Source organism: Petroclostridium sp. X23 (assembly GCF_030013905.1).
Taxonomy (GTDB): domain Bacteria; phylum Bacillota; class Clostridia; order SK-Y3; family SK-Y3; genus X23.
On sequence record NZ_CP124862.1, the window covers coordinates 940,749 to 963,491 of the forward strand.

23 protein-coding genes and 3 pseudogenes are annotated in these 22,743 nt (G+C 36.1%); 4 read left to right on the forward strand and 22 right to left on the reverse strand.

Features of this window, described 5'->3' with window-relative positions; genetic code table 11:
* Window positions 1-58 precede the first annotated feature (58 nt).
* From mgtE to QKW49_RS25980, 7 genes and pseudogenes are all read right to left on the reverse strand, one after another.
* Window positions 59-1,342: pseudogene (gene mgtE, locus QKW49_RS04745) on the reverse strand (magnesium transporter); the annotation flags it as partial.
* 701 nt (window positions 1,343-2,043) lie between these two features.
* Complete coding sequence (locus QKW49_RS04750) at window positions 2,044-2,754, reverse strand: DUF421 domain-containing protein (protein WP_282866419.1); 711 nt, start codon at window positions 2,752-2,754, stop codon at window positions 2,044-2,046.
* 142 nt (window positions 2,755-2,896) lie between these two features.
* Window positions 2,897-3,325, reverse strand: a complete 429-nt coding sequence (locus tag QKW49_RS04755; protein ID WP_282866420.1) for a DMT family transporter — start codon at window positions 3,323-3,325, stop codon at window positions 2,897-2,899.
* Between the two features lie 590 nt (window positions 3,326-3,915).
* Window positions 3,916-4,611, reverse strand: coding sequence for a DUF421 domain-containing protein (locus QKW49_RS04760; protein ID WP_282866421.1), 696 nt, complete (start codon window positions 4,609-4,611; stop codon window positions 3,916-3,918).
* A gap of 247 nt (window positions 4,612-4,858) precedes the next feature.
* The gene (locus QKW49_RS04765; protein ID WP_282866422.1) at window positions 4,859-5,686 is read right to left on the reverse strand and encodes an MBL fold metallo-hydrolase; all 828 of its coding nucleotides are present in this window, start codon (window positions 5,684-5,686) and stop codon (window positions 4,859-4,861) included.
* Window positions 5,687-6,110: 424 nt separating this feature from the next.
* Complete coding sequence (locus QKW49_RS04770; protein ID WP_282866423.1) at window positions 6,111-6,242, reverse strand: hypothetical protein; 132 nt, start codon at window positions 6,240-6,242, stop codon at window positions 6,111-6,113.
* Entirely contained in the window at window positions 6,229-6,363 is a 135-nt protein-coding gene (locus QKW49_RS25980; RefSeq protein WP_349239076.1) for a DUF3789 domain-containing protein, read from the reverse strand. The genes QKW49_RS04770 and QKW49_RS25980 overlap by 14 nt, the downstream gene beginning before the upstream one ends.
* Window positions 6,364-6,703: 340 nt before the next feature.
* Between QKW49_RS25980 and QKW49_RS04775 the strand changes: the two genes are divergently transcribed.
* From QKW49_RS04775 to QKW49_RS04785, 3 genes are read left to right on the forward strand one after another with little or no spacing between them, the layout of a single operon-like run.
* Window positions 6,704-6,979 carry a hypothetical protein gene (locus QKW49_RS04775; protein WP_282866424.1) on the forward strand — a complete coding sequence of 92 codons (276 nt, stop codon included), beginning with the start codon at window positions 6,704-6,706 and terminating at the stop codon, window positions 6,977-6,979.
* Between the two features lie 27 nt (window positions 6,980-7,006).
* Window positions 7,007-7,996, forward strand: coding sequence for a tyrosine-type recombinase/integrase (locus QKW49_RS04780; protein ID WP_282866425.1), 990 nt, complete (start codon window positions 7,007-7,009; stop codon window positions 7,994-7,996).
* Window positions 7,993-8,814 (forward strand): tyrosine-type recombinase/integrase, encoded by an 822-nt coding sequence (locus tag QKW49_RS04785; protein ID WP_282866426.1) that lies wholly within the window; start codon window positions 7,993-7,995, stop codon window positions 8,812-8,814. Before QKW49_RS04780 ends, QKW49_RS04785 begins: the two co-directional genes overlap by 4 nt.
* A gap of 203 nt (window positions 8,815-9,017) precedes the next feature.
* On the opposite strand, the gene QKW49_RS04790 is transcribed toward QKW49_RS04785, so the two are convergent.
* From QKW49_RS04790 to QKW49_RS04800, 3 genes are all read right to left on the reverse strand, one after another.
* Window positions 9,018-9,302 (reverse strand): helix-turn-helix transcriptional regulator, encoded by a 285-nt coding sequence (locus tag QKW49_RS04790; protein WP_282866427.1) that lies wholly within the window; start codon window positions 9,300-9,302, stop codon window positions 9,018-9,020.
* Window positions 9,295-9,660: a type II toxin-antitoxin system RelE/ParE family toxin gene (locus QKW49_RS04795; protein ID WP_282866428.1), complete on the reverse strand. Its 366-nt coding sequence runs from the start codon at window positions 9,658-9,660 to the stop codon at window positions 9,295-9,297. Before QKW49_RS04795 ends, QKW49_RS04790 begins: the two co-directional genes overlap by 8 nt.
* A gap of 112 nt (window positions 9,661-9,772) precedes the next feature.
* Complete coding sequence (locus QKW49_RS04800; RefSeq protein WP_282866429.1) at window positions 9,773-10,342, reverse strand: toprim domain-containing protein; 570 nt, start codon at window positions 10,340-10,342, stop codon at window positions 9,773-9,775.
* An 85-nt stretch (window positions 10,343-10,427) separates the two neighbouring features.
* Between QKW49_RS04800 and QKW49_RS04805 the strand changes: the two genes are divergently transcribed.
* Window positions 10,428-10,595, forward strand: coding sequence for a hypothetical protein (locus QKW49_RS04805; RefSeq protein ID WP_282866430.1), 168 nt, complete (start codon window positions 10,428-10,430; stop codon window positions 10,593-10,595).
* Between the two features lie 247 nt (window positions 10,596-10,842).
* Here QKW49_RS04805 and QKW49_RS25985 read toward each other — a convergent pair whose 3' ends face one another.
* From QKW49_RS25985 to QKW49_RS04865, 12 genes and pseudogenes are all read right to left on the reverse strand, one after another.
* Complete coding sequence (locus QKW49_RS25985) at window positions 10,843-11,151, reverse strand: hypothetical protein (protein WP_349239077.1); 309 nt, start codon at window positions 11,149-11,151, stop codon at window positions 10,843-10,845.
* Window positions 11,093-11,282, reverse strand: a pseudogene (locus QKW49_RS04815) (MerR family transcriptional regulator); the annotation flags it as partial. The gene QKW49_RS25985 and the pseudogene QKW49_RS04815, both read right to left, overlap by 59 nt.
* A gap of 82 nt (window positions 11,283-11,364) precedes the next feature.
* Window positions 11,365-13,977, reverse strand: coding sequence for a phosphoenolpyruvate synthase (gene ppsA / locus QKW49_RS04820; RefSeq protein WP_282866432.1), 2,613 nt, complete (start codon window positions 13,975-13,977; stop codon window positions 11,365-11,367).
* Window positions 13,978-14,202: 225 nt separating this feature from the next.
* Window positions 14,203-14,304 (reverse strand): annotated as a pseudogene (locus tag QKW49_RS04825) (AraC family transcriptional regulator); the annotation flags it as partial.
* Window positions 14,305-14,528: 224 nt separating this feature from the next.
* Complete coding sequence (locus QKW49_RS04830; RefSeq protein WP_282866433.1) at window positions 14,529-15,602, reverse strand: hypothetical protein; 1,074 nt, start codon at window positions 15,600-15,602, stop codon at window positions 14,529-14,531.
* A 1-nt stretch (window position 15,603) separates the two neighbouring features.
* On the reverse strand, window positions 15,604-16,140 hold the full coding sequence (locus tag QKW49_RS04835) for an ECF transporter S component (RefSeq protein WP_282866434.1): 537 nt from the start codon (window positions 16,138-16,140) through the stop codon (window positions 15,604-15,606).
* Window positions 16,141-16,319: 179 nt separating this feature from the next.
* On the reverse strand, window positions 16,320-16,577 hold the full coding sequence (locus QKW49_RS04840; RefSeq protein WP_282866435.1) for a flavin reductase: 258 nt from the start codon (window positions 16,575-16,577) through the stop codon (window positions 16,320-16,322).
* On the reverse strand, window positions 16,552-16,854 hold the full coding sequence (locus QKW49_RS04845) for a hypothetical protein (protein WP_282866436.1): 303 nt from the start codon (window positions 16,852-16,854) through the stop codon (window positions 16,552-16,554). Before QKW49_RS04845 ends, QKW49_RS04840 begins: the two co-directional genes overlap by 26 nt.
* 188 nt (window positions 16,855-17,042) lie before the next feature.
* Window positions 17,043-18,275, reverse strand: a complete 1,233-nt coding sequence (locus QKW49_RS04850; RefSeq protein WP_282866437.1) for a Ger(x)C family spore germination protein — start codon at window positions 18,273-18,275, stop codon at window positions 17,043-17,045.
* On the reverse strand, window positions 18,260-19,414 hold the full coding sequence (locus tag QKW49_RS04855; RefSeq protein ID WP_349239122.1) for an endospore germination permease: 1,155 nt from the start codon (window positions 19,412-19,414) through the stop codon (window positions 18,260-18,262). The genes QKW49_RS04850 and QKW49_RS04855 overlap by 16 nt, the downstream gene beginning before the upstream one ends.
* Window positions 19,371-20,978, reverse strand: coding sequence for a spore germination protein (locus tag QKW49_RS04860; RefSeq protein ID WP_282868063.1), 1,608 nt, complete (start codon window positions 20,976-20,978; stop codon window positions 19,371-19,373). Before QKW49_RS04860 ends, QKW49_RS04855 begins: the two co-directional genes overlap by 44 nt.
* A 299-nt stretch (window positions 20,979-21,277) precedes the next feature.
* Entirely contained in the window at window positions 21,278-22,540 is a 1,263-nt protein-coding gene (locus QKW49_RS04865) for a sugar ABC transporter substrate-binding protein (protein ID WP_282866438.1), read from the reverse strand.
* Window positions 22,541-22,743: the final 203 nt, after the last annotated feature.

The following is a 22,743-nucleotide window of genomic DNA, read 5'->3' on the forward strand; positions in this document are numbered from 1 at the left end:
TGGTATTCATATTTATATAATAAATTATCAATAACTGTTTTTATTTCCATCTTCACTATTATATTAGTGACGTGATAAAAATAGTAGCCAATCCTAAAAAGAAGAAAAATCCCAATATATCCGTTACCGTAGTTACAAAGACTGCTGAAGCTAATGCCGGGTCAATGTTTAGTTTCTTCAGGGTAACCGGTATAACATATCCCGAAAAAGTAGCTGCTACCATATTCAAAAGCATAGCCAAGCCTATTACCACACCAAAAATAGGGTTATTCTCCCATAGATATCCAAGTATTCCCACAGTAATACCAACTGAAATACCTGTGGTCATACCTACTTCTATTTCTTTTAGTAACACCTTTTTCGCATTCTCAAATGTTAATTCACCCAAAGCAATTCCACGAACAATGATAGTTAATGTCTGTGTCCCAGTATTTCCACCCATTCCTGCCACAATAGGCATAAAGGTTGCCAGTGTGACTACTCTTTGAATAGTTCCTTCAAATAAACCTACAGTTGCTGCTGCCAAAATAGCAGTAAGTAGATTTACAAACAACCATGGCAGCCTTCTTTTCACAGAATCCCGTACGCTTCCGGCGACTCTTTCACCCTCATGCAATCCTCCCAAACGATATATATCTTCGGTATTTTCATCTTGTAGCACTTCAATGATATCGTCAACTGTGATAATCCCCAACATTTTATTTTTAGTATTTACAACCGGGATCATTAAAAACCCATATTTTTCAAAAACATGTCCCACTTCTTCCTGATCCATTTCCACTGGAACACTGATTACATTTTCTGTCATAATTTCTGATACTTGAACATTCAAATCATTAACAACAATATCTCTTAAAGAAACAACACCTATTAGTGAATCCTGGTCATCTAGTATATAAATATAATAAGCAGTTTCAGCTTCCGACATTTCACTTCTCAAATATTTAAGAATATCACCAATCGTCATTAGCTTATTGATGGCAATAAAATCAGGTGTCATAATCCCACCTGCTGTATCGGGATCATAACTCATTAATTCCTTAACTTCATCAATATCGTTATAATCAATCTTGTTTAGTATCTCGATTGCTTCTTCATCAGGTACAGATTCAATTAAGTCAACCAGTTCATCAGCAGATATTTTATTAATAACTCCTTTTTGCATATCTTCTGACAATAATTCCAGCAATCCTACCTTTTCCTGATCCTCTGCCTGATTTATTATATCTACTAATACCTGCTCCGGCAGCTTCTTAATCAAAACTGTCCTATCACCCTTATATCGTCTGATTACATCCAATAAATCTTCAGGATGCAAATGAATTACAGTCTCTTTAAATTCCTTTTCCGAAGAATTGAGTACTACATTAGCTAATTATCTATCATATGTTAAATGATAAAATACTTAGCTTTCTCATGAAAATTTTTTTCTAAATTACACTAAAGAAATATAATTTGATACGCAATACAAGATAGTAACCGTTTAATAGTAAAAATAGGGATTAGGAATTAATAAAATAATTTTTCAGGAGGGTAAAATGATAAGTTCATCAACTGTTATTTTTATTGGAAGCATTGAGATTGGAAGAATCGAAGAAGACTCGCATGTTAAGATTGACAACGCCTTCATCTTTGATTCCAAAACAAAAAAAAGTCAAAATCAAAGACGTAGTGAAATAAATAATTATCATTACGAATCCCACAATATTTGCTTTTACCCTAATAAGCGTGATAAATATAATACATTAAGCCACATAGATAAAAGTTAAAAAGATTTAAAACGTTTCACTCCTCTTGTATACATAATAATTGTGATTAATTCGTTGAAGCTAACCTTTATAACACTGCTTAGTAACAATAGTTCTTTTTATCTACTCTACACAAGTCATTATATATTAGGGTGTTCTTATTCGCTTTATAGAATAATCTGGCTTAAAAAATTTATTTAGTGGTTATGAGATTAAGCTTCTTAAAAGATAATAACTAAAAAAGCCGGTGTGCCGGCTTTTTAAAAATATTAGCAAGGGTGCAAATCAATATACTCTAATGCCTAAGATTATGAGCGTCTTTCGTGTGCTCTAATCCTTTTGACACATATAATTGTCCATCCGTATTGATTACAGCGAAAAATACGCTTTCTACTGATTCAATATTTTTATCTTTAAGCTGAGCAATTAGCCAATCCTTACTCAAATTAAGCTTATTCAAATTTTCTTCATATACTTCCCCTTCAACGATAAGGGGAATTGACAATCCTTTATATTCTGTATTAAGTTTAATCTCTTTTGCAGTAATCGGCTGATACTGCGATTTCTTTAAGACACTTATTTGCCCAGTCGACTCAATGATGGCAAATTCCACCTCGTTAACATCAAAAACATCCTTTTCTCTTAGCATCATTAGTATGTTATCTATGCTGTATTTTAGTTTTCTAAGATTTGCTTTAACAAACTGCCCGTTTTCTATAACTACAACAGGCTCGAAAGTAATAAGATTTCCTATCTTCCTATTTTTTATTATAACAATGCTATAGAGGTATTGTACTCCTACGAGTAGTATAACAGCATAAGCAGTAGGCAAATGGTGTATTTTAGGATCTGCAATATCTGCACCTATGATTGCACCTAATGTAATAATGACAATAAAATCAAAGACAGGAAGTTCCCCTATCTTTCTTCTACCTGCAATCAATGTCACGACCAGTGCTAACAATAGAATTGTTATAATTCGAAAAGTAACTATCAAGTACTCCATTATAAACTCTCCTCCTCAGCTTTTCCAAATCCTTTGTTTTTTTCGGATAAGAAACATTTTTTCTCCTAATATGATGTTTATCAGTGTAAAGCATTTGCTTCTATAACAGTTTATTATACGTAATAATCATAAAATTAAAATACTATTTCGCAATAAGAAATATACCGACAATCACCATTGAAATACCAATCATTTTTATCCAGCCTAAATGATATTGCTTCGTTAGTACAATATCAATAAATAAGCCACTAATAATTTGGGAAGCAACGATAATTATTAAAGTATTAGACACGCCTAACTTTGGAACACTTTTAGTTGCAAAATATATAATAAAGGCACCAAATACTCCCCCTATGAGCCATTGAGGACTTACAAAAATGATTTTAGCATATTGATTTAATGTGTTTTTTAAAAAATTTGCAACCAAAATAATAACTGTCCCTGTAACTAGATTGTGCAAAGTGGCAATCTTCGGTGTTACTATACTTCCTAGTTTAGCATTAATACTAGCCTCTATAGTCGTAAAGATACCTGCTAGTATAGCAAATAAAAGAGCTTTAGATTCAGTCATTTATTATTCTGCCCTTCTTTCTTGCATGATAATACTTTTATAACTATTCTATTAATAAAGAAATCGAATAGAACTAATAAAATGAATTATCAAAAAGTTTAAAATATTTTCTGATTGTATACTGACTACATATATGAAAGAAACATATAAGATCATATTGTAATAAACTCCAAATTAAAATTTAAATTAAATTCTTAATTAATGGTTATAATGGTTATAATATATTGTATATGAAATAATAAGAGGTGCAAAAATGATCAGTGAAATATTGAGAAATAATTTTGGCTTTGCATACAGAATAGGATTTGTGTTACTCATGTTTTTTTCATTAAAACAACTGCTTGGTGGTAAAAAAATCGTATCTTTTCATTTTTTTGATTATATTAACACTTTCATACTTTTGTTAATAGCATATTTATTTTATACTAATGATACCATACGGACTTATAGGCATTGTCTCATGGTCTCTTATAATGACTATTATTTCATATATATATGATTTAATAAAAATGTCAACATCGAAATAATAATCATAGGGTACATTATAGAACATATAACTTCAGCAGCCTTTTTCATATATATATGATATATCATCCTGCTGAGGGTAATCTATCAGTTACCCTTTGAATATAAAGCCCTTCTACTGAATTCCATTCCGCATATAGAACCTCATCAACATTCTGAACTTCTTGTTCTTTTAGGCTTTGTATTAGCCAACTCTCATCATAGTCTGTAGCCTTTAGATTATTTGTATCGACTTCACCATCCACTATCAAAGGCAGATTTAATGGGGTAGGTTGAGATACAATGTTTAAATCACTTTTTATTACATTATCGTAAAGTGATTTTTTAATTACTGTAATGACTCCATTTGGTTCAATAATAGCGTATTCTACTTGTCTGATTGAAAACACTTCCTTATCCCTCAGCAAGCTTAAAAGTTCAGAAAAATCCAACTTTTCTTTTTTTAAGACTTGATAGTCAATTAAGCCATTTTTAATAACCAATACCGGTGAACCTTGAATAATTCTTCGGATCTTACGTGATTTTTGAGTAACCTTTTCAACAATATATAGCAATAATGTCCACAGAAAAATCCCGTATAGTGAATGAAAAATTTTAGTCTCTTTATCGTAGATGGCATTACCTAAAAGTTCACCTAATACAATGGCTGATATAAAGTCAAAGGGTGAAACCTGCTGTACCTGCCTTTTGCCAATAATCTTTACAGCAATTAATAGTCCAATAAAACCAAGTGTCAGTTCTATAGTTAAGTCTATAAACATCGAATCAAAGATGATTATTCTCCTCCTTCTTAGTTTTCTATTATAAGGTACTATTCGTTCTAGCGTTAACACCTAGTAGCGTGTATACGCAAGAAGGCAATACTTCCAGAATTTTATGTCAGAGGCTTCGTTTGCCATTTGAAACTTTTAAATATGTTTACGAATACAAAAGTCCTAAGGTAGGCTCTATCTACTAATATTCTATATTCTAGAAACCTACTTAGGAACTTTTATTGTCTACCTTGGCTTATTGTATATACTTTCCGTGCTCCGGCATCGCGACACTGGCAAAATGGTTAGCAAGATTTGCTAACTGTTCACTCAATTCCTTCCCTTTCATGGGAAGGCCATGGCTTGAAACAGCTATTTGCGGATTTAAATCCTTTAATGTCTTTACTGATTTTTCTGCTGCCTGCCAATCCATTGTAAAGTATGCAGGAGGCCCATTAATCTCTTTTTTCTTTGTCAGTACTGATTCGGCAGAGTCTTGCTTTAATGTAGTAAATGCATCGCCGGCAATTAATACCTTATCACTCTCATGATATAGAGCAACGTGACCCGGTGAGTGACCAGGGGTGTGAATCCAACGCCATCCGGGCATCCACGGTACGCTTCCATCTGTTGGCAATGGTTGTACACGATTCCCCAAATTTATACTCTTATTCGGGAAGGTAGGTGATATCTTTGCTATTAATCCATCATTTACAGTAGGGTCTGCCGGCGGATAGTCCATAGCACCTGTCAAATATGGCAGTTCCAACCCATGTGCATAAACAGGTACATTCCATTGGCTAAGAAGTTCCATAATAGCTCCGACATGATCGAAATGTCCGTGGGTAAGTATGATCGCTTTAGGTTGGCTTCCTTTTCCAAAACGTCCTTCGGCAGCTTGGATAATGTCTTTCGCAGTGTGAGCCATACCGGCACCAACAAGTACCCATTCCCCATTGTTAATTTTAGGATTCCCAACAATAAAAGCGTTCACAAGAGGGAACTCTAATAATACTATATCTGGGGTTACCTGCTGATAGCCCATAGGTTTTTGTGTTATTTGCTGAAGAATATTTTCTTGCATAGCGTTATTGCCTCCCCGCTATTATCTTAGTTCCAATCAAAACTGCTCTTATAGTAAGCATTAGCTTTATTATATGTAAATTTAGATAATAGTATTAATTTTACTTTATTGAAAGATTTAATTTTAATAAGTAATAATATTTTTGCAGATACTAGTGTTTCTACCGAAAGAAATTTTCCGAAAGCTACCGGACTTGCCTGTCCATGAATTGACGAGTATAATGACCATAAAAATAGAAAGAAAAAAGCATCCCCTCTAAATGATAACTGTGTTACCAGCACAGCTATCTGAGGATGCTCCCAAAAACACTATGGTTATTATACATAATTATTCTTTGGATTACAATAGATCAAATGGTTTTTTTATGTAAGGAGTAAAGAATTTCAGTAAGTGCTTCAAAAGATGACGTCTAGCTATATCATAATCATTGTGATAAGCTAATGCTATCATTTTTTGAAGCACTTACCGATAATCCTGCTTTCTTTGCACTGGTTTGAAGTTTGGTCCTTTCTTCTTTATTCAGCCACACCTGAACACGAATACTACGTTTTCTCATCACTCCAGCTCCTTTCTGTTGAATTCTTATCGTCTTCACTTCTGTATTTACTGTTAATCTGGAAAAGACACATAAAAGTAACGCCAATAGATCCACCTACCAATGTTCCTATAAAAAACATTCCTATGATTATCACCACACTTTCGATAGTACTTTTTTGGGGGTATCCCCTTAACAAGCGAATTTGGGAGACCAAATTCAGTGCTTGCTACAACAATCCCGAAGTCGGGATTGTTGTAGTTATCCCGATAATTGAGTTATCTCGACGATAGAAACTGCAGTATTCCGCGACATGCTTAGCCGTATGATCTCCGTTGAAAACACATTTCAAAAAGTCGGGATAATTTTATGCTCATATTGATGTTCCAAGGCAATGGAATTCATGCCACTAAACTAAAAGTCGGGATAACTTCTAAAAGAGTTTACCTTGTTCATAAATTACCTATAATGGAAATAGCAGAATGGCGAATAGCAATTCTGACTCTATTTCAGGAGTGGTATTTATGAACGAAAAAATAATGGATATCAATCAATTGATTCCACAAATCATGGATGCATTAAGGAATCTTGGAGTGACTGAGCGCAGTATCTGGCGAAATCATCATGATTTGTACCTGTCTATCAGTAAATTTTATCGCAGCCACGGGGTAAACCAATATAGTGTAGAACTTATGGCAGATTACACTTGCATTAACGAAAAGAAGTTCAAAGATGGCGAAATAACCCAAAACCGTTAGCATACTCTATTGAAGGCTGCAGAACGCATGAGCGAGTTTTACACCACTGGAAAGCTCCAATGGAGATGTAGCCCAAGAGGCTCGAAGTTCAAATTAAATGAATATTTTCAAGAGCTCCAAGAGCAATTTCTTTCCTCAACTTCGTATCATGTAAACACCAAAGGAGACGTCACATGGGCCGTCCGAAAGTATTTAGCATTTTTAGAGTCACAAGGACATCACGATCTTGTGAATATCAGCATTAAGGATATACAAGCGTTTCTCATATATTGTTCGCGTCATTTAAAAGGTGGAAGCCTGTTGAATGTGAGAGGGTATATCAAAAATTTTCATATATATCTGCAAAAAACAGGGCTGTATTCACTTGATTGTGAGAAGATTTTTTCTCAGCCTATCGTCCGGGAAACAAAGATATTCCCTTACATTACCTATGATGAATTAAATAAGGTACTGAATCAGATTGACAGATCCCTAAAGATTGGCAAGCGCAACTTTGCCATCATCACTCTGGCTATGCATACAGGGCTGCGTGCTGTCGATATTGTAAACCTTAAGCTTAGGGACATTGACTGGAAGACTGGTGAAATCCATATTGTACAACAGAAAACTCAAAAAGTATTAAGTTTGCCGCTTACACATGCTGTTGGTGAGGCAATTAAAGACTACATTATACACGGCAGGCCTAACTCTGGATCGGAGTATGTTTTCCTTCGAACGAATGCACCGTACCAAAATCTGAGCAACGGAGTGTCCATTGCAAATATCTTTAATGATTATCAAAAGAAAGCCGGTATTGCTCGAAAACCTTTTGATGGCAAGGGATTTCACTCGATCAGACGCGCAATTGGAAGGAACATGGCTGTTGCAGAAATTCCGATTACAACAATCGCACAGGTTCTTGGCCATGGTGATATTGAGTCAGCAAAGCAATATATTTCCCTAGACAGCATACACCTAAAGGAATGCGCGCTGGACTTTAACGGTATCGAAGTCGGAGATGGGGTGTTGCCTAAATGAACCAATTCATAAGCAAGTTTGCCTCACTGATGGAAGATATGCTTAATTTTAAAGAATCTCTCGGCTATACGCGTGCAACGTATGAATCCCGATTGCGTGATTTTGACCGTTTTTGCCAGACACATTTCCCTGAAGACTCCCTGCTGAAAAAGGAAATGGTATTGAAGTGGATGGAAAAACGCCCGAATGAGAGTATTCAAAATCTTAAAGTTGGAGGCCAAATTATTCGAGGTTTGGGAAAATATCTAGATTTCATGGGGATAGAAGCATACGTTCTCCCTGAAAGGTTTGTTGGGCATGCAGAGAGATTCACGCCGTATATGTTTTCCGATGCAGAACTTAAAGCGTTTTTTAATACTACAGACAGTATTGCTTCCATCAACGATGACCCTGGAAAATCTATTGTCATACCTGTGATTTTCCGATTGATTTATACGTGTGGGCTGCGTCCACATGAGGGGCGTGAACTGAAACGGCAAAATGTAAATCTTGAAACAGGAGAAATTTTAATAACCAAAACAAAACGGCACAAGGAACGGATTGTGGTTTTATCAAGTGACATGCTCGATCTATGCAGGACTTATGAAATTAGGCACAATATGATATTCCCGGACAGCGAGTGTTTTTTTCCACGTGCCGATGGCCAGGCCTATTCTCATCGGCAACTGCGAAGGGAATTTATATCATGTTGGATTAGATCTAACCCAGATAAATCCCCAAATACATTGCCTAGAGTAAGAATATATGACCTTCGACACCGTTTTGCATCCCCCATATTAGATAACTGTTCCTATTTTAAAATACAATTAAACTCTTAATTTCTGCAAAGTAGAGTTTCTTTGTACCTCTCTACAACTTATTTCATCAACAATTAGAATAATTAATTGACAGATTCAGAAAAACCAATGTCATATTCTCTAACTGACTATCAAATTCTCAGTATATTTAAGCACAAAAAATAGGCGCTGATTTTTCAGTGCCTATTTATAAATACTAGTATTTCTTCATGACTGTAAATATTTTATTCTAATGTGACATGTACTTCTTTTCCAAGACATTTGGCAACTTTAGCGAGAAAGTCAAGGGATGGATTGTACGTTCCGCTTTCCAGACGGCTGATATTGGATTTCTGAGTTCCAACACGGAGTGCCAATTCTTCCTGAGTAATGTTTTGACTTATTCGTGCTTCAATAATTTGAGAGATCACACCATAGCGTGGTTTTAGCTTTTCATATTCCGCTTTAAATTCTTCATCTTTTACTAAAAGTTCTTTCAGTTCTGAAAACTTTACTCCTGCTTTACTCATCCTCACACCTTCTTTCATAATCTTCTTTATAGCGCAGTGCACGTTCAATCTCTCTTTGTGGCGTCTTTTCGGTTTTTTTCGTAAAACCGTGAAGCAACACAAAAGTTTTCTGTCGATAAGCGAAATAGAATATTCTGCCGATATCGGACGCAAATTTAACTCTCAGTTCAAAAAATCCTTTATATTGCGTACCCTTCATAGGCTTTACGTAAGGTTCTCTTAGATTTAGCCCATGCTTTTCAAGCAGTTCAATTTCACTGAAAGCTTTTGCTCGCATTTTTGCATCTAATGAAAGCAAAAAATCAAGGACAGGTATTTTTCCATTTTCCTTTTTGTAGTATTCCACTTCCCACTCCATGATACACCTCCAATAATAGTGTATGTCATGCCTCACTATAATGTTATCATATACGATAACATCATTCAAGAGATTTGACTTTTTTATAAATATATTGAGTAAAACAAAATGATCATCTTTCCATACTACTCAGTTGCCGCAATCCCAATACGGTTTTCAGGTAATCGTTACAATCCTTTCCCCACTTTGGTGGCTCATCTGTGACGGTATATTTAGACGATAGAATAGTTTGAATAGTTTTTGCAGCTAACCGTCCGGCTGTATCGTTGTCTAAATGAAGTGCAATGTTATTAATATATTGATGATCATTTAGAAATTGTATCAGTGCTGCTGGAGGAGTACTTTCCTCAATTTTCTGTTCGGGTTTATAAATACCCGCAAGTGACAGATAATTTTGCTGCAGCCAATCTCTGCCGGAAAGTAATTCCAACGTACCATAGGACAATAAATCAACGGCACTTTTAAATAGATGCAGCTTGCAGTTTCCGTTTCGTGTAGAAATAGAGAATGAAAAGTGTTTGTCACTTCCATTCAGTTCTACCATATACCGCCTCGCAGATGTTCCCCGCTGTGTACCATAACGTGGAACGCCATGTCGGTCAAAACCAATAAACACTGCATTATGATAATCCCGGCTTTCATACAGGCAGTTGCTCTTAATACAGTAACGTCGTTTTTCCACCCTATAAACACTCTCTTTTGAATAAAGTCTGCGGAATAAGAAATAATACGAATAGATTTTATAAACTGAAGGAGTATACTATGATATGGCGCTATCTATTATGCCGGCACTGATTACCATCATTTTAACTTTTAAAACTAAAAAACTGATTCCCGCTCTGCTTACTGGCGTAATTATAGGAGCATTCCTTAGTACTCGCTCATTATTTAATGGAATTACTTCTATGGGAAATTATATATTGCCATTGGTGTAACCATCTTCGGACTCGGATTTGGAAAATTCAAATTGGGAAACGCAAAAGAAAAAGAAGAACTTACAGAACAACATCTGGAAAAAGAGCAAAATGCCAATCAATCTGTACAGGAATACCCCCTTCACCATTAGTTAACTGTCTTTTTTAAGCATTCTTATCTGTTTTGTCGGTTTTAACATTTATTATAATTGGTAATTTTGAAGAACTTATGAAGATGATAAACAAAGAAATAGTTTATGTTATCAATCTACTCTTGATTATCAAGCCCTGTTGCACCCATCACATGGGCTGCAAAACTGTCGTACGGATAATATTTTTTAGAATCTTGTTCTAAATAAATACCTTTAAAACCTTTTTCTCTGATTTGATCTGCCTTGCTTTTCTCAACTCTTCTTTTTATAATTTCATATTCACTTGGCATATAAACAAACGTATATAGTGCTCCTAAAAGTAATAAGGCAAATAGTCCTTTGTTTTGCTTCAGTACGACAATTCCTTTTATTATTTGACTTGTCGATAGCTTCATCTCCGTATTTAGCGCGAATTTCTTTACCATATTTCTCTTCGTTATCTTCAATTAACTTTTTCTTAAAACCTTCAAATTTTTCTTTATCTTTCATCATAATACCGCAATGTGCGTGTGCTGACACCTGCCATTTGGCCTAGCTTTTGCACTGTATATTCCATGGTTTCACCTCTTGACTAGTTCATAATACACCTTTACGTTGCGTCAATGTCAATAGGGGTTTGAAAATTTTTTTAGCGACCTTTATAAAATTTCTACATACCCTTCTATTCCATGCACACGAATTCGCTGTCCATCTTTGACCAGCTTAGTAGCATTCTCTACTCCCACAACTGCCGGTAAGCCATATTCACGTGCGATAACTGCTCCGTGTGTCATCAGTCCGCCAACTTCGGTAACCAGGCCTTTTATAGATACAAATAATGGTGTCCAGCTGGGGTCAGTAAAGGTAGTGACTAATATATCTCCATCTTCCAAATTTGCGTCTTCCATGCTTAAGATGACGCGTGCTCTTCCCTCTATAACTCCCGAAGAAACAGGCAGACCTGCCATAGCGCCCGTTGGAAGATTTTCTTGTTTGTACTTGCCTGCAATTACTTCACCTTCAGAGGTAATAACACGTGGAGGAGTTAATTTTTTAAATAATTTGTACTCTTCTTTTCGCTTGCGGATGATTTCATAATCCAGTTTATTTGTGGATATTACTTTGCGAAGTTCTTCAAAAGTGAGGTAATATATATCTTCTTTTTCATGAATAACATTTGTCTGCACGAGTCGATCGGCTTCTTTCAGTAAAGCCTGCTTATAAACAAAGTATCGGCTAACCATGCCGTATTTTGGATATTCACGATAGCCAATAAAATTTCGGATTAGGTCAATCATTCGCTTTGTTTCTTTGACTTTTTCTTCACCATCCGGTAATTGCTTCAATCTCTCTAATAACTTTTTTTCTTTTTCCAAAGCTTCCTGTCGCCCTTGCGCAAATTTCCGATGGCTGGCATCAGGCTCAAAGCTTTTGATGTTATTGAGAATCATAGGGATAAGTGCCGTTGGTTTTTCGCTCCAACGAGTTCTGGTAATATCGATTTCTCCACTACAGCGCATTCCGTATTTGTTAAGATAAACATAGATAGCGTCTTTGATTTTCTTCCCGCCATCAAACTCAATCAGTTCATCTAAAAAGTTATCATCTTTTACATTTTGTAAATAATCAATTACTTCCGGGTAAGGACGTATCGCATCTGCCACATCCACTAATGCCAGACCCATTTCCGAAGTAATATTGTTTGGTACAGATTGAGAAAGTATGTCTGCTGCGTTCTTTTCACCCAACCACTCGTTCATTTTTTCATTAATCCAAAGCGAGGCATTTATGGCGGCCGTAAATACAGCTGTACTTTGTGGGTCAAATAAGATTTTCTTTAATTCCTGGATATCTTCTAGTATAAAATCAATTAAATTTGTTCCTGATTTCCCTTGAATGTTTTGTTTCAACTCTTTTATGGAGGTTTGACTTTTTCTAATCAAATCAGAAACAATTGACGGATTGTTTTCGATTTGTGCTTGAGGATTTGCAGGCGGCTTAACTTTATCGCTATTACCGGAACTCTGTTCCTCTTTAGCATTTGGTAAACATTTTATAAAATCTCGCTCTATTATGGCCATAATTGCGTCTTGTGTGAGCGGTTCCAGTTGTTTCACGTTATTTAACAATATCTTTCTGCCATCTGGTGTAGCCAGCATTGGTGCCACATCAATAAATAACCTTCCACCAGCTTTAAACCAACGACCATAAGATATTAACTGCATTAAAGACATTCCCAATGGTTTCAAGGGGTCAGTCATCATTTGTTGATGGCCAACAGATAAATAGACGTGGTTTTCTTTATCATTTGCATCAGGGATGGGGTATAAAGTTGTAATTGGCCGACTTTGGACAATGTAAAATGTGTCATCAGCCAAACACCATTCGATGTCCTGGGGACAGCCGAAATGTTCTTCGATCCTTCTACCCATGCGCTCAAGCTGCAAAATCTGCTCATCCGTCAGTGCTTGTCTATTCTGCAACTCAGGCTCAACCGCCTGTTCCTTCGTTCCACCAGCTTTTAAGGAATAAATAGCCAGTTTCTTGTTGGATACCTTCTTATCAATAATATTGCCTTCACGTACTTTATAGATATCCGCATTTACAAGACCGGAGACCAAGGCTTCACCGAGCCCGAAGCTGGCATCAATGGATAACACCTTCCTATTGGAAGTTACGGGATCAGCTGTAAACAAAATTCCTGCCGCCTGTGGGAAGACCATCTTCTGAACAACCACAGACAGATGGATTTTACTGTGGTCGAAGCCATTTTGTATGCGGTAAATTACTGCCCTCTCGGTAAACAGCGACGCCCAGCACTTGCTGATATGTTTCATTACGGCTTCCTTTCCGATAATGTTCAAATACGTATCCTGCTGGCCTGCAAAGGAGGCCGTCGGTAAATCCTCTGCAGTTGCGCTGGATCGTACTGCATAGGCATTTTTTTCTCCAAGCCTGGAGAGAAGGCGGGTGATCTCTTCTTGAATGTCTTCAGGGATGGCTATCCCTTCGATGACCCTGCGAATCTCACCGCTAAGTTCACCGATTTTATCCCGGTCTTCCGCCATAAGATACGATAACTGATCAAGTAATTCGTTAATCAAAGACGTTTCCCCAATGATTCTTTTAAAAACTTTAGTAGAAATACAAAAGCCATCTGGTACGCGTATTCCTTCAATTTTGGAAAGTTCCCCCAGGTTTGCACCTTTACCCCCAACAACCATAAATTTTGTTTTGTCAATGTCCTGAAAACCAAGCACATAAGAACTCATATGTTTACCTCTATTCATTGATATGATAAATAAATTATATCCAAGAGCGCGTTGCTTATATCATTATACTGGTATATATCAAGTATTATAAGGCTATATTTTCGATTGTTCTTATGTTATAATTAAAGTAGAGGAAATATTCTATTATTACTGAATAAATATCTGAACACAGACAAACCGCTCCGTCAGAATTTTACAAAGCATCTATCGGAGCGGTTTATATTATTATTTCTTTACTACAGGCATCCAAATTTCACTTCTAAAAGTTGGAGATGTTACATCTTTATTCTCATCCCACAAAATTTCAGGTCCTTTTGCCAGTTCATATATAGTTTTCATATTGCTTCAGGTGCCTCCATCGTATTATTCTCCGCATTCTTGTATTTCGCTTCACATATTGCAAAAAAATTGTTTATTGACAAGACCAGTAGAGAAGTATAAAACCAGGGGATTTGAGCTCAAATCCCTTGGTTTTATATAGTTACACAAAATGTCTGCCACCATGATAACATAAATACTGTTCTTGACTACATGTCAGTGCCCCTTTAGAGTTATATCCCAAAAACTAAATCGCTTTGCTCCTGAATATTCAATTCTTTAAAATATCGGTTTTCCAACGGTATCCATTCGCAAAGAAATCTTTTTAGCATATTGGCTCCATTTCTTTTTAAAATTCGCGAACTTTGCTCTTTTTCATCAATATGCAAAAATATTTTTAGATCATAATTGTTTATCAAAGCCGGATGCATACAATAACAGCCCTCTATAATATTAAGTTTTTGAGGAATGATTGATACTGGCTTTCCAAGAATCATTTGCTTGCAATCATATTTATGATATGAAAATTCTCGGCTACTATTTATCCCATCGATCACTTCATGTTTAAAGCGAACATAATCCACATTTCCACCAATCTCTTTTAAACGTTCTTCTGTTTTTAGTTCAGGCGTTAGAAAGAAATCATCCATATGAAATATGTTAGACTCATATACATTTCCTATCAATAAGGCCAATGTACTTTTCCCCGCACCACTGTTTCCTTCAATGGCTATATTGATTTTATCCTTTGATTTCATCAATGAGTCGATTCTGCAAAATACATCAAAAAAATCACAGTATTCTGATCTTACAATACGGTATGCAGGAGAATAGTCAGCGCGGTATATCTCACTGTGACTAACTGGCAGATAACCTTTTTTCTTATAAGAACACAAATAGGCTTCTAGCCCTTCCACTGAATAAGGGAGCAGTCCTTCCTTGCAGCATTGTCTAAGCACATCTAGCTTTTCTTCAAAACTCTGAATGCTTCCATGAATCGAGTTAGCTGTACTTATGAAGAACCTATTTATAGTTTTAAGGCTGATATCATTATATTTCAGTGCCGTTAAATGAAACCTGCAAAGATTGTTGCCAATATTCTCAAAAACATCATCAGATAACTTTCTATTTGATGAGAGTTGTTCTAAAGAGCGGTACTCATCCTGCAATTTACGCAAACTATCATCTTCACTCTCAACCAGATGCCCGCCGGCAAATTCATTCTGATATATTAGCTTAATTATGTCCTGAATTTGCATCTTGGGATACAATTCGTACTGTCTGAATAACAAAGCTTTTATGTCCATTTCAGTTCACACTTTCTATAAGTTTTGCTCTTGACAGAGCAATGACAACAATAGGGATGATAATGATTTGAATCACTATACCTGGAATTGCGTTGAGGAATGCACCAGCCATAAAAAGCTCCCATGTAAATGCAGTCTTGCTCAGTCCGTACAGAAAGAGGCTAACGCCTCCCCAAACGATTCTTCCACAAACCATAGACAAAATCAATGTTGCAAATGTGGAGGCATTGTTTTTGGGAAGCAATTTATACAGAAGTCCTGACATACAACCATATGTAGCCAGCTCAAAAGCCATAGCTACAGCAGTAGGGAACATAGGTGGCATTCCGAACAACATACTCCTGAAAACAGGCAAAATAAAACCAATAATCAAGCCATATGGCCACCCACAAATAAAACCACACAGCAAGACAGGAATATGCATTGGTAATAATCTACTTCCTACACTTGGAATTTGTGCTGTTAGAAATGGCATTAAGAGTCCAAATGCAAGTAACAATCCTGATAATACTAATTGTTTAGTTGACAATTTTTTCATTTTGCACCCTCCAAAAATAAAAATACCACGAAGATTTAAACCTTCATGGTTACTAGCAATTTTCATAAAAGCTTTTACACAAAAAAATCAGGGGAATTTCGTGCAGCCTTCATGACTGCGTTTATGAATCCCATATTATACTAATTTTATTAATATGTCAATTTAGTTTCTTTAATGTTTTACAGAAATTTTATTGATGAAAAATCTATATTCCCTTCATTATCAACAAGCTTAGAATCAGCATGAACATATTCAATTTTTCCAACAAACATCTCATGTGAACCTGTAACGGTAGAGTCTACCACTCTACATTCAATATTGACAGGACAATGATCCGAAACCGGAGCATTAATTTTTATACCGTCACTCAACAGGATCAGATAATCGCTGTAATGTGCTGCCAGATTCAAATCATGTAAGGTTAAGATAGCAGTCATTTTTTTCTCTCAAATGCCACGTATTTGTGACTGACATGGCATTTTTTTCAGCATCCATATCATATTCGCACTCGGATTGAAATCTTTTCAAATTATGAATTTTCAAAAAATAAATCCTGTTGCTAAAACAGCCAGTACAATCAATGGTGCTGGGATTCTTTTTGTCAATAAGAGTAGGACAGTAAGAGATATTATCAATCATAAATCCGCTCTTTTGCATCAGAATTACCGCAGCTACAGTAATCAATCCACCTGCAACGGCATTAATACCTTTCAAAGAAACTTTTATCCCTTTAATTTTCTTTAAGTTTTCCCATATATGAATAAATTCCCTGTTTCTGAAACTCTACTAGCCTGGCCTCAAGCAGAGTTTGACAAAAGAAATATCCCAAATTACCTATTAATTACTATATTTAGTGATATTATTATCTACCTCCAAAAAAGCCTAAACTTTGACCTTATTTGTTAGCGTATATTTCCTACCTGCTTAATACCAACATTAGTATTTACTACAACCTCTACCCTAGGAAACATCTCATCCCATTGGTCTTTAATTTCCACCCAATAAGCCGGCTCCTCTGTCTTTAATATTCGGCTAAAATGGAAAATATCTGCTCCATATTTCTTTTGCACACTTTCGATGGTTGCTAGGCATTGTTTATTTACCATCTTCGCAAAAGCTTTTTCAGCTTCTTTTAGATACTCCTCATTAATAATGTGTTTAATAGAACCAGAGTCAGTCTCTTCTGCAAAACCACCTTCCATCTTAATATCAACTTTAAAGCTAACTTCTCTTCCCTCAATTATAGGGGTAATCTTTGTCTTAGCTTTGCCCACTTCAAAGGTAATGATTCCATTTTCATCTTGAGGGCATTTTGCCGTTATCACTCCTCCAAGATACAGGTCACGAACAAGCTTGACATACTCCATTTCTATTGGTGATATCCAGCCTAACATTTTACCTTTTTTAAATACGGCAGCAGTATTTGTTTTTAACTCATCTTTAGTCGCTTCTACTCGAGGCAATACAAAGGCTTCACCCTCATTGATGCTTATTGACGCTTCTCCCAAATCTGTTCTATGAATAATCCTTGAACTTTTGGTTGCATGTTCAGGGAGCTTTGCAAGATAAAGAGATGCATAATCTTCACGGCGAGGAATAACATCTAAAATTCTTTTTGCTTCTCCTTTACTGATAAATACTCTTGTTCTTCTTCGCATCTCAGGGTCTCTGATAAAAAAATCTATGACATTTTGAATGCCTTGCTTTGCAACATCTTCTGAGATAACAATAACTTGAAGATGTTCATAAAACGGAACTACATCGGTTCGAGAGGCCATTTCCCGATTCATAGATATAAAGGAATTCCCAACCTGAGTAATATCCCATGTTGCTGCACCATCACCTCCACCGCCCCCACTTCCTGCAGCAGTTCTTAGGGTAGCTTTTTTAATAATAGGAAGCTGGATAGTCATAGCATATCTAGGTTCTCCTTCATGAAGCTGCATCTTTTCAAATTTTATCTCTTCTTTTGCAGTTTCTGATTCTTCTCCACTTACTTGTCCTTTTGGAACAGGGGGGTAGCTATCAACGGCAACACCGAGGACATATCCACGGTTTTCAATATCTTCTCTGTCCCAGCAACCCGTCATAATACTGAGAACGGAGCATAAAAACAGTATCAGTATTTTTTCCATTTTCTAAGCACCTTCCTTTTCTTAATAAGCGTTACTATAAATAGAATCGGCGTAAATCCAAACGCTGCTGTCATTTCTAACTGTTCAATATATTTTTGAAATCTTATTGTTTCAAGAACGTTACTACTTGCAAGTGAAATAATAACCAGCATCGGAATATGAGCGTAGGCAACATATTTTTGATGTTTAGGCTGTATACCAAACATCACAGTAAAATTTCGTACCGACATGAAACAATACATTACCACTGATGTAAATACAACGGAAATCCAAGCAACAATAATTAGAACCTCCAATCGTTCCAGCAATGTTACAGGAAATTCTATTGACTTGGCAAGAGAAGCTACAGGATACATCATTTTTTCAGTTGTCAGTGGGCCGAAGGCGGCCATAGTGACAAAGGTAATTACTGTGGTTAATAATACAGGAATTCCTAGTCCTACCAAATACCATTTGAGTGTTCCTTTTTGTTCAATACTATAGCGTAAAATATATGAAATAACTGCATAGCCTATATAGACACTGTAGCCGGGAAGAACACCTTTCAATACATTATCTGTATTTCTAAAAAGAATAGGTTTTATTCTCGACATATCCACCTGTTGAATAGATAATAAAATGATACTCATCAGCATGACTATCATAATAGGAAAAAGAATATCGATGAGGCCTGCAATGGAATAGATATCTCTTTTTACTACCGAGCATACCACTAAAACTATAAAAATGATAACAGCAATATCTGGTGTTCTGTCTAATAAGAATATTTTCATTAGCTCTGCAAAAATTCTAACGGTAATACCGGGAAGTGACAATACATAAATCATAAGAGGGATTAACATTATTCTACCAAAGAAATTGCCTCCTATCTCTATAAAAACTTCAGGCAAATCTTTTCCCGGATATAATCTGTACATAAAATATATAAGAAGCCCTATAAAGGAGGCAAGAAGCCCTCCTAAAAACACAGAAATCCAAGCATCCTGCTTTGCGATAACAGCTAACTCCTGTGAAATCATAAGAAGTCGAACACTCAGGATAGTAGATGCAGTAAGGGTCATGATCTGGATGGTTTGTAATCTATCGTTATTGATTTTACTTCTCCCCTTTCCTAATAATTTGTCTTTGAGTATCTTCAGGAGTTAATAACTCAGGACGTTTCCCCATAACTTGCTGAGGCCCACGAATAAACAAATCCTTCCAATCCCTTATACGATAAGGGGTCAAAGGTTCCATATATCTTACGCCGAAGCTTTTTAGCGAGCATTGATATCCAACTAAATAAATCATACCCATGCCAATTCCGAAAGCGCCAAAAGTAGTCCCTAACAGCATAAAAGGTATTCTGAGAATCCTGGTAGCCAGGTTTAAACTGTAGTCGGGTATAGAGAAAGATGCAATGGCAGTAATGGCAATAACGATAACCATAATAGGACTAATGACCCCTGCCTGCACAGCTGCTTGTCCAATGACCAAACCACCTACAATGGATACGGTCTGTCCTACCACCTTAGGCAGACGAATACCGGCTTCCTGCAACAGCTCAAGAGTAGCCTCCATTAAAACTGCTTCGATAAAAGCAGGAAATGGCACCCCGGCACGGGTTCCAGCAATAGAGAGGGCAAGGTTTGTAGGTATTAGTCCTGGATGAAAAGAAGTAAGAGCAACATATATTGCAGGGAGTAATGCAGAAATGAATACCGCAACATATCTGCTCATTCTTATGACTGATGAAATAATCCATCTTTCATAATAGTCATCTACACTCTGTAGGAGCATCGGATAAGTAGTTGGAACTAATAGTACTGCTGGAGAACCTTCAACTATGATGCCTACTCTGCCTTCTAAAATGCTGGAAACTACTTTATCAGGACGTTCTGTCAATTGAACCAGCGGAAAAATGGAATGAGGCCGGTCGCTAATTAATTGTTCAATACGTGCCGCATCGCCATGTTGGTCTGTATCAATAGACTTAACTCTATTTCTAACCTCATCTACAATTTCAGGCTTTACAATTCCCCTAATATAGACTAAAACGACATTTCCCTTAGACCGTCTTCCTATTTTATATGCCTCAAAAGATAAATTGGGGTCTCTGAGCTTTTTGCGGATAAGACCCATGTTATCTTTTAATTGTTCAATAAATCCTTCTTTGGGTCCTTTAACTGAAGGTTCGGTAGCCGGCTCTTCTATAGAGCGTCCCGCATATCCCTTGCTGCTAATAATAAGACCTTTGTCATAGCCTTGAACAGCCAAGAAAGTATCCCCTGATAATACAGCTAGAATAATATCATCAAAACTCCATACTTCTTGAACAGTTCCTGTACTAATCATAGAATCTTTGATTCTTTCAAAATTAATCTTTGTTTCTTTACCATCTGTAATTACGGCAGACTCAATGGTTAAAGGCTTAATGATATGCTCCAATATTAAATCTTCTTTTGTTAGATTGTCAATAAATATAACAGCAGCACTGATGTTCTGACCGTTAACTTTAAACTTTCTGCTCTTAACATCAAAACTGTTACCCATATATTTTTCTATCTGTTTGATATTTTTGTCTAAGTCTTCTGAAAGTACAAGGGTTTTTAAATGCTCGACCTTTTTACTTTCTTCATCTTGTCGCCTTCCTCGGTCTTGCCCTTTTCTTATTATCTTTTTTAAAAAACGTGTCATACTCATCGCACCGTCCACATATTTCATCTTCAAGTAATAGTTATATCCACATATTAAAGAATTTATTATTTTAGTACTATCAAAACACAAGTCAGAAAACATACTTCAAAGAGTAGTTAACAGTTCAGCCAGACTAAAAAGTAAACTTTAAAACAGGTATTGATTCAAAAATCAAGGGACTGTTCACTCAAGTGAACAGTCCCTTCAAAATTATTCATTTACTTTTTCCTCTAATCCCTTTACTAAGCGAATATATTTACCTTGCACATCTTTCTTTTCTGCTTCAGCTTCAAAGGTAACACATTCTTCATTAATCTTATATAGTATCATTTATGTGCGGTATCTATCTTTTCTAATAGCTCTTTGAGTGTTTGTTGACTATTATCAAACAAAATACTATCCAGACCTCTTATCAGCTCACCTATAAATGCTTTCGAATTTTCAGGATAGCCGAAATCTTCTGCATATTGTAACATAGGCTGTATCGCCTTTGTTTTCGGATACAACTGATAATAACGATCTTCCAACTTTGTAATGGTCGGATGAATTCCTACTGCATTCATTAATTTCTCTTGCGCTTTTTCTCCTGCTAAATAAACTGCTGCTTTCACTGCTGCTGTCTTATCTTTTGCATCGCTCAAAACTACAATGGCATCTGAATGCATGGTTCCTGCTTTCCTAGTCCCTTCAGGAATTGGTAGTATTTCATATGGAAGATCCGGCGCTACCTCTTTCAGGTATCCGATATACCACCATCCTCCCGTCGTCATTGCAGATTTTTTGTTTGCAAAAACCTCACCATCCCACCCATAACCTAACTGCTTTGGAGCAACTGCTAATTTCTGATTATACATCTCTATAATAAATTTAAGCGCATTAATATTCTCTTCAGAATTGATGGTTCTGCCATTTCCCCATCCGCCACCAAAAGATAGTACATAGTTCGTAATATGGTATTCGTGATTGTTCAGTCCCAACCCAAACACTCCATCTTTTGTAAGAACTCCAGCTGCTTTTCTTACTTCTTCCCATGTAGTAGGATATTCTCCTAGTCCTGCCTGTTCCCACAAATCTTTATTAATAAAGAACATGGCCGGTGCTGCACTTACCGGAATCCCAAACAATTGATCATTAATGGTCCAAATTCTTTTAGAAGATTCTCGATAAATACTTAAGTCAACATTCTCTCTTTTTATAAATTCATTAATAGGCAAAATGACTCCTTTTACGGCATATTCATAATAACCTTCATTTGTTAATTTAACAATATCCGGAGCAGTTTTTGCCGCTATTTCTGCAGGAAGTTTGTTCCAAAAAGTGTCGCTATCCATGTATGATCTTACCTCTATTTTAATACCCGGCTGATAATTCTCTATTGCTCTTGCAATTTCTTTTTGTACCTCTATCTCTGTTTCAGTTCCCCAAAGACCATAAGTAATTGTGACATTGCCTTCTTCTTGGCTGCTACTTATACTACCCTTTTTATTTACCTGCTCACATGCTCCCAAAGTCATCACAAGTATGAATAACACACTTATTATAATATTAATCCTTCTAAAATCTATGACATTCCTATTAGATGCTACCATCACCCTATCCCCTTAAACCTCTTTAATATTCAATAATCGGACAATCTCACTGCTTAAGTTGTTCTTCAGCAAGATGCCTCTAATATACTGTTGCACTTGTTTTTTAAAATCAAATATTCATTATAGTCTTTACTCATTACAAAATTATGATTTGATATCCCTGACTTATGTACAACGGCATTGAAGGATGACCGTCCATTTCA